The 14,561-nt window shown below is 63.4% G+C and carries 18 protein-coding genes; 6 read left to right on the top strand and 12 right to left on the bottom strand.

Annotated features, from left to right (window positions below; translation table 11 throughout):
- Positions 1-2,638: DUF5695 domain-containing protein (locus RT424_RS18845; protein ID WP_313441345.1), on the top strand; the 2,638-nt coding region annotated here is incomplete at its 5' end.
- Positions 2,639-2,649: 11 nt separating this feature from the next.
- On the opposite strand, the gene speD is transcribed toward RT424_RS18845, so the two are convergent.
- Genes speD through RT424_RS18805 form a run of 8 tightly spaced genes read right to left on the bottom strand, consistent with a single transcriptional unit; the run spans position 2,650 to position 9,560 of the window.
- Positions 2,650-3,048: an adenosylmethionine decarboxylase gene (gene speD, locus RT424_RS18840; protein WP_313441342.1), complete on the bottom strand. Its 399-nt coding sequence runs from the start codon at positions 3,046-3,048 to the stop codon at positions 2,650-2,652.
- Entirely contained in the window at positions 3,045-4,679 is a 1,635-nt protein-coding gene (locus tag RT424_RS18835) for an NAD(P)-binding protein (RefSeq protein WP_313441340.1), read from the bottom strand. Before RT424_RS18835 ends, speD begins: the two co-directional genes overlap by 4 nt.
- Positions 4,669-6,246, bottom strand: a complete 1,578-nt coding sequence (locus tag RT424_RS18830) for a polyamine aminopropyltransferase (protein WP_313441338.1) — start codon at positions 6,244-6,246, stop codon at positions 4,669-4,671. Before RT424_RS18830 ends, RT424_RS18835 begins: the two co-directional genes overlap by 11 nt.
- The gene (locus RT424_RS18825) at positions 6,239-6,448 is read right to left on the bottom strand and encodes a DUF350 domain-containing protein (RefSeq protein WP_313441336.1); all 210 of its coding nucleotides are present in this window, start codon (positions 6,446-6,448) and stop codon (positions 6,239-6,241) included. The genes RT424_RS18830 and RT424_RS18825 overlap by 8 nt, the downstream gene beginning before the upstream one ends.
- A gap of 19 nt (positions 6,449-6,467) precedes the next feature.
- The gene (locus RT424_RS18820; RefSeq protein WP_313441366.1) at positions 6,468-6,629 is read right to left on the bottom strand and encodes a hypothetical protein; all 162 of its coding nucleotides are present in this window, start codon (positions 6,627-6,629) and stop codon (positions 6,468-6,470) included.
- A complete protein-coding gene (locus RT424_RS18815; RefSeq protein WP_313441334.1) occupies positions 6,626-7,888 on the bottom strand; it encodes a DUF4178 domain-containing protein in 1,263 nt (420 codons plus the stop codon). The genes RT424_RS18820 and RT424_RS18815 overlap by 4 nt, the downstream gene beginning before the upstream one ends.
- Positions 7,885-8,550 carry a DUF4178 domain-containing protein gene (locus RT424_RS18810; protein WP_313441332.1) on the bottom strand — a complete coding sequence of 222 codons (666 nt, stop codon included), beginning with the start codon at positions 8,548-8,550 and terminating at the stop codon, positions 7,885-7,887. Before RT424_RS18810 ends, RT424_RS18815 begins: the two co-directional genes overlap by 4 nt.
- 20 nt (positions 8,551-8,570) lie before the next feature.
- A complete protein-coding gene (locus RT424_RS18805) occupies positions 8,571-9,560 on the bottom strand; it encodes an SPFH domain-containing protein (RefSeq protein ID WP_313441330.1) in 990 nt (329 codons plus the stop codon).
- Positions 9,561-10,032: 472 nt separating this feature from the next.
- On the opposite strand from RT424_RS18805, the gene RT424_RS18800 reads away from it, so the two are divergent.
- Positions 10,033-11,496, top strand: coding sequence for an HWE histidine kinase domain-containing protein (locus tag RT424_RS18800; RefSeq protein WP_313441328.1), 1,464 nt, complete (start codon positions 10,033-10,035; stop codon positions 11,494-11,496).
- A 2-nt stretch (positions 11,497-11,498) separates the two neighbouring features.
- Positions 11,499-11,867 (top strand): response regulator, encoded by a 369-nt coding sequence (locus tag RT424_RS18795; RefSeq protein WP_313441326.1) that lies wholly within the window; start codon positions 11,499-11,501, stop codon positions 11,865-11,867.
- Positions 11,868-11,950: 83 nt separating this feature from the next.
- Here the strand turns inward: RT424_RS18795 and RT424_RS18790 are convergent, their stop codons facing one another.
- Positions 11,951-12,166: a hypothetical protein gene (locus tag RT424_RS18790; protein ID WP_313441324.1), complete on the bottom strand. Its 216-nt coding sequence runs from the start codon at positions 12,164-12,166 to the stop codon at positions 11,951-11,953.
- 297 nt (positions 12,167-12,463) lie between these two features.
- On the opposite strand from RT424_RS18790, the gene RT424_RS18785 reads away from it, so the two are divergent.
- From RT424_RS18785 to RT424_RS18775, 3 genes are all read left to right on the top strand, one after another.
- Positions 12,464-12,802 carry a DUF6481 family protein gene (locus RT424_RS18785; RefSeq protein ID WP_313441322.1) on the top strand — a complete coding sequence of 113 codons (339 nt, stop codon included), beginning with the start codon at positions 12,464-12,466 and terminating at the stop codon, positions 12,800-12,802.
- Between the two features lie 66 nt (positions 12,803-12,868).
- On the top strand, positions 12,869-13,060 hold the full coding sequence (locus RT424_RS18780; RefSeq protein WP_313441320.1) for a hypothetical protein: 192 nt from the start codon (positions 12,869-12,871) through the stop codon (positions 13,058-13,060).
- Positions 13,057-13,242, top strand: a complete 186-nt coding sequence (locus RT424_RS18775) for a hypothetical protein (RefSeq protein ID WP_313441318.1) — start codon at positions 13,057-13,059, stop codon at positions 13,240-13,242. Before RT424_RS18780 ends, RT424_RS18775 begins: the two co-directional genes overlap by 4 nt.
- Positions 13,243-13,339: 97 nt before the next feature.
- Here the strand turns inward: RT424_RS18775 and RT424_RS18770 are convergent, their stop codons facing one another.
- The 3 genes from RT424_RS18770 to RT424_RS18760 all read right to left on the bottom strand — a co-directional run bounded on the left by RT424_RS18770 (position 13,340) and on the right by RT424_RS18760 (position 14,438).
- Positions 13,340-13,630 carry a hypothetical protein gene (locus RT424_RS18770; protein ID WP_313441316.1) on the bottom strand — a complete coding sequence of 97 codons (291 nt, stop codon included), beginning with the start codon at positions 13,628-13,630 and terminating at the stop codon, positions 13,340-13,342.
- Positions 13,631-13,728: 98 nt separating this feature from the next.
- Positions 13,729-14,088: a hypothetical protein gene (locus RT424_RS18765; protein WP_313441313.1), complete on the bottom strand. Its 360-nt coding sequence runs from the start codon at positions 14,086-14,088 to the stop codon at positions 13,729-13,731.
- A gap of 35 nt (positions 14,089-14,123) precedes the next feature.
- Complete coding sequence (locus RT424_RS18760) at positions 14,124-14,438, bottom strand: hypothetical protein (protein WP_313441310.1); 315 nt, start codon at positions 14,436-14,438, stop codon at positions 14,124-14,126.
- Positions 14,439-14,561: the final 123 nt, after the last annotated feature.

The following is a 14,561-nucleotide window of genomic DNA, read 5'->3' as shown; positions in this document are numbered from 1 at the left end:
AGCCTCGCCTTCGTCCGTGCCGCGAAGAGTCAGTTCCGTACTCGCCGGCCGAGGTAAGCCTTTCAAACTGGGCTTCGACGGCGGCCGCGCAACGAGCCTGTCCGCCGCCTCGGAGATCGTACCGGGAGATTTCATTCATGCAGGCGCCGGTCTTGGCAATGCCGCCGGGACCTACCGCATCGCGGACGGCCCATGGCAGCGTTTCGAAACGCGCATGCAGGAGCCCGAGCATTTCAGGCAGACCGCGAGCGGGTTGGAGACGCGCTACCGTCTTGCTTCCGGCATCTCCGTCACGAGCAGTCTCGCCCTTGAAGCCGATGGCCTGTATCTGACCCTGACGCTTGCCAACGAGACGGCTGTGCCGATCGAGTTCGGCGATCTTGCCCTTCCGCTGCCGATCAACATGATCCACGCGGCAAAGAACGACCCCAACGCTCTCCTCAAGCACAGCTTCATTTCCGGTCGCAGTTCGCACATCTTCTGGCAGCGCAAGGACAGCCTCACCCCTTGGCTTGCCATGCTCCCGGAAAAGGGGGCAGCGCTTGAGTACTGGGACGCGCCCAAGGATTCGCCGGACCTTTACCGGGTCTTCTTCCACGCCGCCGCCGAAGTCGCCGCCGTGCAGGCAGCAGGCTCGCGCTGGCGCCTCCCTGCGACCAGCCTCACGCTCGCTCCGGGAGCGACGGCCGAGAGGGGCGTCCGTTTCCTGCTTGTGGACGGCTACGCCGCGATGCGCCGGACCATCGCCGAACACGGGCTGATCGACGTCGAAGTCGTGCCGGGCATGACCGTGCCTACCGATCTGGACGTAACACTCTCGCTGGGTTCCAGTGTATCCGTCGTCCGGCTGGAACCCGAACATCCCGCGCACACTGAATGGAAGGTGCTTGGAGAACGGGCCGGACGGAAGCTCTTTCGCCTGCGCTTCGCCCGCCTCGGCGAAAACCACGTCACGCTGCATCAGGCAGACGGCGGGCGAACCACGCTGGAATTCTTCGTGACCGAACCGGTCGAGACGATGATCGCCAAGCGCGGCGCCTTCATAGCCGCACACCGTCATCGCGATCCCGCGAAATGGTACGACGGCCTGCTCGCCGAATGGAACATGGAGAGCGAAACCCTGCTCGGCCCGGACAATTACGACCGGATCAAGGGCTGGCGTATCTACGAAGTAACCTGCGACGATCCGGGACTTTCCAAGCCCGCGTTCCTTGCCGCCAAGAACGCGGAATACCCGGTGCAAGCCGAGATCGACGCGCTGGACGACTATGTCGAGCACTTCGTCTGGGGCGGCCTCCAGCGCACGACCGAAGAGCAATGGCCTTACGCACTCTACGGCATTCCAGACTGGAAGCGGAACCGCGACAGTGCCGATCCGGGCGAAAAGGGCCGCAAGCACTTCTGGCGGCCTTACGATTACCCGCATATCGTGCTGATGTATTTCGCACTCTATCGCATCGCGCGAGACCGGCACGGCTTCCACACGCGCCTTACCGCCGCCGACTATCTCGAACGCGCCTTCGGAACCGCGCGGGCCATGTTCGTTATCCCCAAGGAGATCATCGGCTGGGAAGCGAATTCCACCGGCTTCTACAACGAATTGGTGATCCCCGATGTGATCGAGGCCCTGCGCCGCGAAGGTCATGTGGCGCAGGCCGACGAACTGGCCGGGCACTGGGAACACAAAGTCGCCCACTTCGTGAACGAGGTCGACGATCTCTTCGCCTCGGAATACGCTTTCGATTCCACCGGCTTCGAATCCACGCAGGCAATCGCCCGCTACGCGCTAGACCGACCGGAGCGCTTCCCGCCCGAACGTGCGCGCGCTTTTGCCGGGCGTCAGATGGATGCCAACCTGTTCTGCCGGGGGTGGCTGCAACCCTCGTACTACACTCTCGGCAGCGATTACCGCGCGCAGGCGGGCGATTCCTATACGCTAAGCTACATGGCGCAGATGGGCGGTTGGGCCATCCTCGATCATGCCTTGAACGATACCCCCGATGACCGTCCACTGCTGCGGCTTGCCCACGCCTCGGCGTTGAGCAGTTGGGCTTTGCTGAACAGCGGCACAGCGGAAAGCGGTTACGGTTACTGGTACCCCGGCAAGGCCAACGACGGCGCCGCGGGTGGCGGCTTCGAGCCCGCCGCTCTTGGCGAGACGTGGCTGGACCAGCCCCATCGGCATGGGTCTTGGTACTATTCCTGCGAGATCGACCTAGGCTTCTGCGGGGCCCTGCGCGCGGCGGCCACCACGCTGGTGGACGACGAACTGTTCGGCCGCATCGCTCTTTCCGGTGTGCTGGAAGAGCACGACAACCAACTCCTGGTCCATCCTCGGGACGGGGTCCGCCGACGCTTTCATGCACGCCTCGGCAAACGCGTCCTCGACATCCAGCTGCTGGACGACGGCAGGTTCGCCTCCGACGCGCCGATCCGGGTCAGCCCTCGGCTCGATCAATGCGCGTTCGAGATCGAACATTCGGCGGGGCCAGCCCGTACCTTGAGTATCCGCATCTCGGACAGGAACACGCTGCCCTGGAAATTGGCAGGATTGAGCCGATCCCCGATTGCCGGGGTTTACGGTATCGACGTGAAACAAGGCGCTCTGCGTACCATAGTAAGGGCTCAGGCCGGGTAGCCTGCGACGCTTTACCCATCGAGCCACTCAATTCGCGGAGCGGGCGCAGCTTTTGCAGAGGTTCGCAATCGTTCGATGCGGTGCTTATCGATGACGCGCCCGCCCAGATACCCGCAGATGGCTTCCAAGGCGCGTTCCGGCTCCGCCATCTCTCCGCAGACGAAGATATCGACGGCCGCGACACCTTCTTCCGGCCAAGTATGGATGGAGATGTGCGACTCTGCCAAAAGTGCCACGCCGGTAACTCCCATGCCGGGGCCGAAGTGGTGGAGCCGAACGTCGAGGACGGTCAGGTGTGCCGCCACCGCCGCATCCCGCAGCGCTGCCTCGACGAGCGGCAGGTCGTCGAGACCTGAACACTCTGCGAGATCCGCTATGAGGTGAACACTGGTTCCCGCGCGATGCGTCATGTTGCTATCAGGCTTTCGTGGACATGCCCAAGATGCGTCAATGCCGTCTCTGCGGCGACCACGCCGTGGTAATGCGCTTCCTCGAACAGCGAGAGCCCGGAAAGGTCGGAGTGGGCGAATAGTATCGGAGGCCTTGCGGAGCGCGCTGCAAGCCGCGCAGGATCGCCGAAAAAACCGGGCGTCGGGCGAACCATGGCATGTCCCCAGCGCCAAACGTCTATTCGTTCGATCGCACCGTCGAGATCGGGATTCATGGCGAGCAGATCGGCCTTCACGATATCCTGCCAGCGCTCCAGAGAGCGCGTGAGCATGATCTCGCGCGCCTTCCTGGGCGTTTCGCGCGAAAGCGGCATGTACCAGGTCAGCACGTTCGGCCCTGCACCGGTCCCCGTGCTCTGGTGCGTGGCGACGACATAGCCGAGCGCTTCGCTCGCGGTAGAGACATTGTCCCACGCCAGCGGGCTGCCCTTGCCCGCGGGCGCGCGCGATACGGTGATATTTGCGACCACCCACGGGGCGTAGGAAAACCCGCCCGCGCTGCAATGGCGCGGCGCCACGCGGGCGGCGACGAAGTGCGGCATGGCAAGGATCACGGTCCTTGCGCGGATACGGCGGCTGCGCCGCGCGGCGTGGTCGAACAGGTCGACCTCGGCGCGGCCGTCGCCAAGGGCTTCCACCCGGAAAACGCTGTGGCCGGCGCGAATGCGAGGACCGATGCGCTCTGCCATGAGGCCGACAAGACGGCCGTTGCCTTCTGGCCATGTCAGTTCACGGTCGCCGTCCCCGTTGGCGGCCCATCCCCGTCGCCCGGCGAAGTAGTGGATGCCCGCCCACGCCGAAATGTGCTCCGGCTCGGCGCCGTAATCGTCGCGGCAGCAGTAGCGCAGATAGGCCCGCAAGGCAGGCGCGGTGAAGCCCTCCGCATCCAGCCATTCGGCGAAACTGCGGCTGTCGAGCGCGGTGAAGTGGGCGTCGTTGCTGGAAAGGGCCGACGGCACGGCAAAGGCAGGACGACCATCCGCCCCCGAGGCCGCGCGATAGAATGCCATGCGGGCTTCGAACGCGCGCTGCTGCTCCTGCTCGGCCGTCGAAAGGCCGGTGCGGGGGATCAGCCCCTCCTGCCACGCCCCGCGCCAGAGCAGGCGCTCCTCAAGGTCCGCGCAGAGCTGGTAGGGATCGTAGACCGGCCCATCCGGCAGATCGCCCACGATCATCCCGAAACCGCGCAGCATATGCCGCAACGCCCCGGCCTCGCGGTTGGGCACGGGCAGGTAATGCGCGCCGAGCGGATAGGCGCTGACCCCATTGCGGCCAGACCGCGCATTGCCGCCGGCCTTGTCTTCCAGTTCGAACAGGGCAAAGTCTTCGAACCCCGCTTCAGCGAACCGCCAACCCGCCGCAAGCCCCGCAACGCCGCCGCCCGCGATCACCACGCCAAGCTCCTCGACCGGCCCATCCGGCGCGGGAAAGGCGCCGTCGCGCAGCAAATGCCCGCGCTGCCAGTCCGCCCCGTCCAGCGTGCCAGCCATCGCCGGTCGCACACAGCCGGTGACCATGGCCGCGCCGAGCGCCGCCCCAATGGCCGCAGAGCCGCCCGCCAGCACACCGCGCCGGCTCGCCTCAGCCCTCATAGCGCCCCCACTCCTGCGCGAAGCTGCGCACGAGCGCCTGATTGTCGAGCCTGTTCACCGGGGTCGGACGCCGGGCCATATCGGGCGGAAAGTCGAACATCGCGCGCTCTGCCGAAGAGCTGAGGAAGCGCAAGTCCGGCGGCAGGCGCACCTCGTCCGCGATCGGGCCATGCGCGGCCAGCGTAAAGCCCCATTCCCCGAAGCTGGGCACATAGGCATGATAACCGCGCACACGAAACCCTGCCGCCTCCAGCGTGCTGGCCACTGTCCAGTACGACTGCGGCGCGATCAGCGGCGACGTACTCTGCACCGTCATCACCCCGTCGGGCGCAAGCAGGCGGGCCACTTCGCGGTAGAACGTCTCGGTATAGAGCTTGCCCAGAGAGAACTCGGTCGGATCGGGAAAGTCCACGATGACGGCATCGTATGCGCCCTGGGCCTCGCGCACCCAGCGGAAGGCGTCGGCATTGCGCACGGTCAGCCGGGGCGAGGACAGCGAACCGCCATTGAGCGCCGCCAGTTGGGGCGTATCGCGAAACAGGCTGGTCATCTCGGGATCCAGGTCTACCAGCGTGACCTGCCGCACGCGCGTGTCGCGCAAAACCTCGCGCGCGGCCAGCCCGTCGCCGCCGCCAAGGATCAGCACGCGGCGCGGATCGGCCACCCGGCCCAGTACCGGCCAGACGAGTGCCTCATGATAGCGATACTCGTCGCGGGTGGAGAACTGGAGGTTGCCGTTGAGGTAGAGCCGCAGGTCGTCGCCGCGCCGCGTGATGACCATGCGCTGATAAGGTGTCGAACGCGCGTAGATCACCGGCTCCGCATAGAAGGCCACCTCGGACCAACGCTGCAACCGGTCGGCCGCAAGCAGCCCGGCGACAAGGCTGGCAGCTACCCCGAGCGCCGCGATCACGTCCACCGCGATCCGCCGCTGCCCCCGCAGCGCCACCAGCAGCGCCAGTGCGACCGCCACATTGGCAAGGCCGAAGACGAAGCCGGTGCGGATCATTCCCAGCCACGGCACCAGCACCAGCGGGAACAGCAACGAGGCGATCAGCGCGCCGACATAGTCGTATGTCAGGACATTGGAAACGAGTTCGCGGAATGCGAAGCGGTGGCGCAGGATGCGGATCAGCAGCGGAATTTCCAGCCCCACCAGCACACCGATCGCCAGCACCAGAGCATAGAGCACGACGCGAAAATCGCCCACCATCGGGAACAGCAGGAACAGTCCGGCTGCCGACCATCCGCCCAGCGCCGCGATCAGGATCTCCACCCGCACGAACACGCCCATCTCGTCGCTGCGGACATGGCGCGAGAGCCAGCTGCCCACGCCCATGGCGAAGAGGTAGGTGCCGATGACGGTCGAGAACTGGGTAACGCTGTCGCCCAGCAGGTAGCTTGCCAAAGTGCCCGCGAGAAGTTCGTAGATCAGCCCGCACGTTGCGACGACCAGAACCGAGACGAGCAGGATCACCGCCAGCGAGGCGGGTGCCCTGCCCTCCTCCGCACCACCACCACCGCTGCCGCCGTCCCCGCCTCGGGTACTCACCCCGATTTCAGCCATGAATGGCGGCGGCGATGATGTTCGATATGCCCAGCGCCACCGCACCGGCCAGCAGCGCGACCGCAAGGTTGCGCCGCTCGATGATCTCGCGCCACAGCTCCCCGGGGGTCAGCTTGTCGACCAGCACGAAACTGATCACGAAGATCACGATGCCGAGCCCCGCGTAAAGGAGCGTGGCGAGAAAGATCGAGAGTGTCAGCATGGGCCGTCTCCTTGGGGGTTCACTTGTGTGTAGGGCCGCGCACGAAGGCCCCGCCGCTGCGCCCACCCGAAGAAGAGCGCTCCTCTTCGGAATAGGGCGACCAGGCGTAGTACGAGGCGCCGACGGCGCCGGCGAGGATCATGGCAACCCAGCAGAGAAAGATCGCAAGGCGCATCATCACCACCCCCGCGCCTTGCGCATCTGGCGCCAGAGAGCGATCGAAGGGAACAGGAACAGGAGGAACGCCGCCGTCCACCAGTTGCCCCACGGAATCGCGCCCGTCTCCGCGCGCACGGACACCGTTATCGTGGGCGGCAGCGAATACCAGCCAAGTTCGGCGGCGGTCGGGTCCGAAGGCCAACCGTGCGCGGATGCATCCACGTAGATATCGTAGGTGCCCCGCGGCACCTGTCCGAACAGCGTCGTGTCGCTTTGGCTGCCCTCGCTCCATGGACCGTCGCTGTCACGCCCGGAGTACTTCTCGACGATGCCATAGCCGTCGATCGACTGTCCGCTCGCCCGATTGACGAGCGAATAGTCGAGATCGACCCAGCTATTCGTCAGCTGTTCGGCGCGCGCCTTCACTTTCACGAACTGGTGGGCCCGGCGCACCGAGACGGTGCCGATCTTCACGTTTTCGCGGGTCACGGAATAGGGCGCGTCCACGCTACCGGAAGCACGGTCCACCGGCCCGGCGATCAGCACCATGGCCAGCAACAGCAAGGCCAGAGCCACGAGCGCGATGGCGAACATCGTGGGAACGTCGCTTTCCCGGCGTGCCTCAGCCGCGAAAGGTGCAAAAGGCTGCGCGGCCGCGCGGCGACGCGGCTTCGGCGCGCTCAGGCCGAAAGCCTGCTCCACCGTAGCGGCATCGAGCTGGACCATCTGGGTCCAGTTGACTTCGCCGCCGCCGCCCTCGCGCGAGAGGACCACGTCGCCCCGCTCGAACATGGCCGAGGCAACCTCGTCGCCTTCGCGCACGCGCCAGTAGAATTCGCCGAGCACCGCGGTGGTGCAGGCGATACCGTTTTCCCCTTGGCGGGTGTAGCGCTTGCCGCGCCATGTGACGGTGTCGTCATCGCCCTGCGGCAAGTCGAGCAACATCGTGCCGAACTGCCACTCCCCCTCGCTCAGGATCAGCCAGCGATAGCCCGCGTAAGGATTGAACAGAAGGAATTCGGCCCAGCGATAGATGCCCTCGCTACGCCGCAAAGCACCCACGACTTCCCATTCGACATCGAACAGCGTGCCCCGCATGCCGGGCTTGAGCCGAAAGCGCGTGGCCGCCTTGTCATGCGCCTCGATCAGGGCGACTTCGGGGCGCGACACGTCGAGCAGCGAGCCGCAGTGCAGGCAAGCCAGGTTGACGCTGAAGCCCGCAGCACGCACTTCCAGCGCACCGCCACACTGCGGGCAGGTGATCGCGCGTACCGCCGTCATCGCTCCAGCCCCCCAGGGATGGTCCACCCTTCCATCTTGCGCAAGTTGCCGGGAGCCAGCGCCGCAAGGTCGCTGTAGTGTCCCAGCCACGCGCTCGGCCCCCGCTCGTCGCGCTGGATGCTCACCGCCTCGCGGTCGGGGCCGCGAAAGTCGATGCTGGCCATCACGCGGCCCGGCAGTGTGGCAAACGGCAAGTCGCCTTCGCTGCCAAGGCACTGCGCTTCCTTGCAGTCGACGGCGGTCAGGGTAACGCCCTCCACCTCGATCCGGGTGCCGACCGGAATGTCCCCGCCCCCCGACGCGAAGGCGGCGATAAGGGGATGCACAAGCAGGTCCGGCCGCGCCCGCGTCAGCATGAAGGCGCCCATTGCCTCGCCCAGCCAGTGCTCGTCGCCATCACCGCCGGACAGCAACCATTCGTTCCACGATCCATCGGCCCAGCCCCAGCGCACCCGGCCGATGACGGTGAGCAAGGCGTCGCCTATCCGGAAGCTGGTACCCAGCTGGACCGGCGAGACATCGGGCGGCAGCACCGCCACCTTGCCCACTTCCTCCAGCGACAGGCCGCTGCGCAGGATCAGCGTGCGGCAATAGGCGCAAGTGACATAGGGCATCACGCTGCGCTCAGGCAGCGGCGCGCCGCAGGATGGGCAATTGCTCACGCTGTCCCCCGAAATACCCGTCAGCGAATGCGAGAGAGAAGCTCGGCCTTCTTGGCGTCGAACTCTTCCTGGCTGAGCGCGCCGAGCGTCACCAGCTTGTGCAGCTTCTCGATCGTGGCGATGGGGTCTTCGGCGGGTTGTGCAGACACGGAAGCTGCCGTGGTGCCCAGCCCCTGCGCCATCGCCCCGCCAAGCGCAGTCGCCGCCGCGACGCCCGCGCCGATCCCCGCGACGGAGCCGCCCTCCTGCCCGGCTGCGGCCTCGATCGCCTCGGCCGCCTGGAAACGGGTGTAATTGCCAAGGTCACCCAGCACCCGCATCGACGACCCCTTGTCGAGATGGGCCTGGACTTCCTCGGGCAGCGAGATGCTCTCGACATAGAAGCTGAGGCATTCGAGCCCCCACTGCGCGAAGGCCTTGTCCACTTCCACGCGAATGCGATCCGACAGCGCCTGCTGGTTGGCCGCAAGGTCGAGGAAAGGCAGGCCGCCCCCACCCAGCGCCGTGGCGATCGCGGTCTGGATCGCGGCGCGGAGTTGCGGTTCGAGCGAGGTGACCGTCACGCCTTCAAGCGTCCCGACCACGCGCTCCACGAAGGTATCGACCCCGGCGATGCGGAAGGAATAGGACCCGAAAGCCCGCAGCCTCAGCGCGCCGAATTCCGCGTCGCGCACGGTGACCGGCTGCCCGGTGCCCCACTTCAGCCCTTGCTGTTCCTTGAAGGACAGGAACACGACGTCGGACTTGAAAGGAGACGTAAAGCCCTTGTCCCAGTTCATCAGGCTGGTGAGAATTGGCAGGTTCGCCGTATCGAGCCGGTGCAGGCCGGACTCGAAGGTATCGGCAAGGCTTCCCTCGTTCACGAAGAGCGCCACCTGCCCCTCGCGCACCGTAAGCTGCGCGCCGTTCTGGATCTCCCGCCCCTCGAAGGGGACGCGCCAGGCCAAGTCGCCGGGCTTTTCGATCCAGTCGATCACATCGACGAATTGCTTTTTAAGGAAACCGAACATCAGGCCCGCCAAAATTGAGTGAAGCCGACGTTACACGCAAATCGCGCCTGTGAAAGCGAGAACCATCAAGTAAAGCGTCCCGATGCCGTCGCAGCGCAGGCCGGAACCGCTCAGCGGGATCAGGGCCTGGCGATGAACGGACGGCGGAACGGTGCGCCGAGCCGGTTGAAGGCTTGGCATATCCTTTCGAATTCCTGGTGTCGTGATGATGGAAGCGCGGGTCAGTTCGGTTTGGCGGGGTGGTCAGGACGGCATCGCGCGCATCGTCGATGAAGACCGCAAGCAGCTTGAATCTCCCCGCCATTCACCTTGCTGACGACCTGACCCTAAGGTCCGGAACGAAATCTGCCCTGGCCTCGAACCCAATCGACGTTGCGGGCGTTATCCTCGAAGACCCGGCTCTCCGCATTCGGCAGCGCAGGATGCAGGAACACGGCTTACTATGTCTTCCAGACTTCCATCTGTTACCAGTATGGCCAACAGCCTGGGCATGGCCGAGGCGGTCAGGATTCATGATTGGTCCCTCAGCCCGCTTGGGCCGAGAGACAGCTGGCCGCAAAGTTTGCGTACGACGGTGGATCTGATGCTCGCTTCGGGCCACGCGATGTGCCTCGTCTGGGGACCGGGCCTGACGCTCATCTACAACGATGGCTACGCCGATTTTCTAGGTGCGCGACATCCTGGAGCGCTGGGCCAGTCGTTCCGAGAGGTGTGGGCGGAGATTTGGAAGGACATCGGACCACTCGTGGAGCGGGCCTATGCCGGCGAAACCACCACGATTACCGACATGCCCCTCGTCATGACGCGCAAGGGATTTCCCGAAGAGACCTGGTGGACCTTCTCCTACTCCCCCGCTTTCGACGATGATGGTGCTGTCGCGGGTCTTCTCGACGTTGCGTCAGACAGTTCGTCCCGCGTTCTCGCTGAACGGGAGCGTGATGAGGCGGAAGCCAAACTGCGCGAAAGCGAGGCCTTCATGCGCAACGTGCTGGCAGCGTCGACAGACTGCATCAAGGTCATCGAGCTGGACGGCAGCCTGTCATTCCTGAGCGAGGGCGGCATGCAGGTCATGGAAGTAAGCGACTTCAATGACGTGAATGGCTGTATCTGGGCGGACATGCTGAAAGACGACGGCACGGAACTCGCACTGAGGGCTCTCGATGCAGCAAGGCAAGGACGCTCCACGCATTTCGAATCTGCCGCAGACACCTACCTGGGAACACCGAAACACTGGTCGGTATCGGTCTCGCCGATCTTTTCGGAAGCAGGAGTTGTCGAGAGGATTTTGTCCGTTTCCCGAGATCATACGGCGCTCGAACAATCACGGGCCCAGCAACGATTGCTCAATCAGGAGCTGAATCACAGGTTCAAGAATATCCTTGCGATGGTTCAGTCGATCGCCAGCCAGACATTCCGCGATGCAAAGTCGCTGGATGAGGCGGCACACGCTCTAGCGTCGCGGCTGGTGTCGCTCGGACACGCCACCGATCTACTCACGTCGTCCTCCTGGCACGGAGCGGATCTGCACACGATCATCGATGCAGGACTGGCTGGCATCGATGGGCATCGCGACCGAATCTTCGTGAGCGGTCCGTCGCATCACCTCAATGCCCAGGCCGCACTCGCGATGACGCTCGCCGTGCACGAGCTCGTGACCAACGCGATCAAGTATGGCGCGTTGAGCAATGACGCTGGCACGGTGCTCTTGGAATGGAAGTTCGCTGGTCCGCAAGATGCCAGGCGTTTCTGCCTGCGCTGGGAAGAGCGGGATGGGCCTGAGGTGGCACCCCCGACTTCGCGTGGCTTTGGCTCTCGCCTGATCGAACGATCGCTACGTTCTTATTTTCGAGGAGAAACCAACCTGGGTTTCCCACCTGCCGGTGTCGTCTTTACGATTGATGCCCCGCTGTCCAACAATGTCGAAGGAACGAAGTGATCATGGGGCAGGCAGTTCCACCCAGAGCTATCCTCATCATCGAGGACGAGCCCATTATCCGGCATGATCTGATGGACTTCTTCGAAGACCATGGGTTCCGGGTCTTCGACGCGTCGGGAGCCGACGAGGCCATCGAAATACTGGCTGCCAATCCCACGATCGAGGCAGTTTTGACAGATGTCCAGATGCCGGGGTCGATGGACGGTATCAGACTGGCTCATTTTGTAAGGGACCGTTACCCACCGACGATCCTGATTGTCGCGTCAGGCGCCGTAAAGCCGAGGGCCTCGGAACTGCCGGAAAGGGCAATGTTCGTGTCCAAGCCATTCGATCCGCGGTCAGTCCTGCGCGAGATCGACCGCCTGTCGTAGTGGCCGGGGAATCGGCTTTTGTCTGGAATGCCCGCGCATACCGATCCCTTTCCCATGCTTATGTTCGAGCGGAAGTGCGGGGCTCAGACGTCCGAAGGAAATGGTCGATCGCGGTAACTGCTTTCTCCACGCTTCCGCGCTTCCCATGCGTTTTCTCGCTCGCGCGCGTAAGCCTTTTGCACGCGTACCCTGCTGATGCCGTACTTCTCGGCAAGTTGGGCGAAGGTCGCCCCATCCATCACGGCAACATAGATCGCCGCGTTGCGCTCTTGCTCCGGACTCGGATCGCTCAATTCCATACTTCACTCCAATCGTCAGGCTTTTCAGGGTTGCTGTGCCCAACCTTGCAATTTTCCAGCTCCAACGCAGCCTCCGATCGGTAGCGATCGACGCGGGTCTTTAGCGGCAAAAATTTCGTTCCCTAGGTGCAATCCGGAAGCCGGTTCAGATTTATAGAACCGTATTCTCGACACGCAATCCGGGCGACATTGAGAACAGGAAGGTTCTTTGCTATTGGCTTCCACCTCAACGTAAAGCACCGCGTTGCCCTTTGGCTACGCGGCGCGCCACCGATATAGAACATCCAAGGATAAACATTGTCTTCCTACAAAGCGCCCTCTTTTCAAGACCGTATTGCCGCAGCCGGATCGGCCAAACAGAAGGCTCTGGATGCACTTAGAGCCAAGCCACCTGTCGACTCGGCACTGCTGGAAGAGCGACGCCGGGTGCAGGAAGCACGGGATCAGGCAGCTGCAATCAAGCGAGCCGCCAAGGCAGAGGCCATTGCTTTAGCCAAAGCGGAAAAGGCAGAACGCAAAGCCGCCGCCGAAGCCGCAGCCGCACTCAAAGCCGCCAGGCTGACGCCTGCCGGCGCCGCCGAAATGAAGGCAGCACGGGATGCACGCTACGCTGCGCGCAAAGCTCGAAAGAAATAGTGGATATCAGCGAGTCAGCCCAGGCTGCCCGACGCGTGAGAATACACCCGAATTTCTGGAGACATCATGGCCGACCTGTATCAAAAAGCACTGGAATCGGAACGCAGAAGCCTGTGGGCCGAATGCAGGCTGAAAGGTCTAGCTAAAGGTACCCCGGCGCGCCTCAGAATTGCGGAATTGGACGAACTGCTTGCGCAGCATAAAGCCAAAAAGGGTGGTGCATCAGATACGTCTGGCCCTGGTACAAAAACGCCATGAATGGGTACGTCAATTTCGAAACGCTTGATGGCGATGTTCTCGCCATCAATGCGGATCGTGTCAGTTTTGTTCGACGGTACCGAGGAACAGATCAAGCCAGCGCCATCAATTTCGAAAAAGGACATTACGTCGTCGTAAAGGGCAACCTTGAAACGGTGATGCAAGAACTTGCCCACGCGTAATTTGCGCGGCGCAGTGTCCCTTCGGCCCTTTTGCAAATTAATGCGAGATGCGCCCCTTCTTTGAAATTGGTCGTCATCGACCGAGTCGTCCGCGCTTTTATGGCGCTCTGCTTGGTCCGGAATTCAGCAAAGCTACGATTTCCTGTTCGGCGGCGGTCGCTTCGACGATGAGTTGACGCAGTTCCTTCGCCGTGTCTTCGAGAAGGGTAGCGCCAAGCGGCCGCTCGCCATTTATGAAACGGCGGATCGCCCTTTCGTCGATGCCCATGCGCCGCGAGAATGCTGTGGTGCCGCCGAAAAGCTGGACGCAGTAAGCGAAGTGCTCGCGTTGCTCGTGGGTGGAAGATGCCGTCATATTATCCGCCTGTTGGTTTGCTATCATCGCCATAGGGTAACTGGTGCATGAAGCAACATGCGCGTCCTCGCTGTATGGGATGAACGAGCAACTCCCTCTTTGCGCGAACGCGCTTTTCCATGCCGTCGCATTCACTGATAGCGAAGCTTGTTCTCGAACCCTTCATTGGCTTTGGTCATCTTGGCAATCTTTCTGAGGGTTGCCCGGACATGGCGTTCGACGCGGCGATCGTCGTGGATGCCGGTGATCCGATAGTCTTCCTGATCGAGCAATTGCTTGATCCGCAGCGCAAACGCGGCCTGTTCGCTCTCGCGAGCGGTGGTTCTCAAGCTTCGGCATACCCACTCTTCGGCGGCCGCCTTGTCGTAGTCGTCCTCGGCGCCGTACCCGCGCCTGTCGGCGGTCGCTTGATCGCGTGCCGCCGCCTCGATGCGGCCCTCCAGCCACTTGGCGACCAACTCGCTATCCCAAGGTTTTGACGGAACGCTCATCGATCTTTCCCGCCGATCCGGCAAATCGTCATGGCTCAGTTGCCGTCGGCATCGACGGAAAAGACCATGGGCTTGCCACGGGAGGCCGGCTCCCATCCTGCTTGCAGCGCAGCCCGGATGCCACGTGACACGAGCGCGTCGCTGATCTGGAGCCGCCCTCGCGGCAGACCTTTCACCAGACGCTTGGGAGGGGGAAACTCCAGCAAGGCTTCTCGCTGGGTGTGTTTGCGGAGCAATCCAACGGTCATGCCCCTCCAGCCCTCGGCATCACCCCACTGCGGTTCACTCCGAAGCTCCCATTCGTAGTGGACACCATCCACCTCGACGATACCGGCTGTTTTGTTAGTCATGGCGATCGCCTAGCAGGTCTGCGCGCTCGAACCACCCATCGATTTTCAACGAACGACGACCAGCGCCAGAAACATGGGATAATCGCGGGAGCGAGTCGTCCTGACGCCCGGTGGGTGTAGTAG

This window comes from Novosphingobium sp. (assembly GCF_032093395.1).
Taxonomy (GTDB): Bacteria; Pseudomonadota; Alphaproteobacteria; order Sphingomonadales; family Sphingomonadaceae; genus Novosphingobium.
The sequence above is the reverse complement of the archived record's forward strand: the minus strand, read 5'-3'. Positions and strand labels throughout refer to the sequence as shown.

Coding starts and splice junctions, on each gene's coding strand:
- speD (WP_313441342.1), bottom strand. CDS start 3,048: ATGACGCATCGCGCGGGAACCAGTGTTCACCTCATAGCGGATCTCGCA.
- RT424_RS18835 (WP_313441340.1), bottom strand. CDS start 4,679: ATGAGGGCTGAGGCGAGCCGGCGCGGTGTGCTGGCGGGCGGCTCTGCG.
- RT424_RS18830 (WP_313441338.1), bottom strand. CDS start 6,246: ATGGCTGAAATCGGGGTGAGTACCCGAGGCGGGGACGGCGGCAGCGGT.
- RT424_RS18825 (WP_313441336.1), bottom strand. CDS start 6,448: ATGCTGACACTCTCGATCTTTCTCGCCACGCTCCTTTACGCGGGGCTC.
- RT424_RS18815 (WP_313441334.1), bottom strand. CDS start 7,888: ATGACGGCGGTACGCGCGATCACCTGCCCGCAGTGTGGCGGTGCGCTG.
- RT424_RS18805 (WP_313441330.1), bottom strand. CDS start 9,560: ATGTTCGGTTTCCTTAAAAAGCAATTCGTCGATGTGATCGACTGGATC.
- RT424_RS18800 (WP_313441328.1), top strand. CDS start 10,033: ATGGCCAACAGCCTGGGCATGGCCGAGGCGGTCAGGATTCATGATTGG.
- RT424_RS18795 (WP_313441326.1), top strand. CDS start 11,499: ATGGGGCAGGCAGTTCCACCCAGAGCTATCCTCATCATCGAGGACGAG.
- RT424_RS18790 (WP_313441324.1), bottom strand. CDS start 12,166: ATGGAATTGAGCGATCCGAGTCCGGAGCAAGAGCGCAACGCGGCGATC.
- RT424_RS18780 (WP_313441320.1), top strand. CDS start 12,869: ATGGCCGACCTGTATCAAAAAGCACTGGAATCGGAACGCAGAAGCCTG.
- RT424_RS18775 (WP_313441318.1), top strand. CDS start 13,057: ATGAATGGGTACGTCAATTTCGAAACGCTTGATGGCGATGTTCTCGCC.
- RT424_RS18770 (WP_313441316.1), bottom strand. CDS start 13,630: ATGGCGATGATAGCAAACCAACAGGCGGATAATATGACGGCATCTTCC.
- RT424_RS18765 (WP_313441313.1), bottom strand. CDS start 14,088: ATGAGCGTTCCGTCAAAACCTTGGGATAGCGAGTTGGTCGCCAAGTGG.
- RT424_RS18760 (WP_313441310.1), bottom strand. CDS start 14,438: ATGACTAACAAAACAGCCGGTATCGTCGAGGTGGATGGTGTCCACTAC.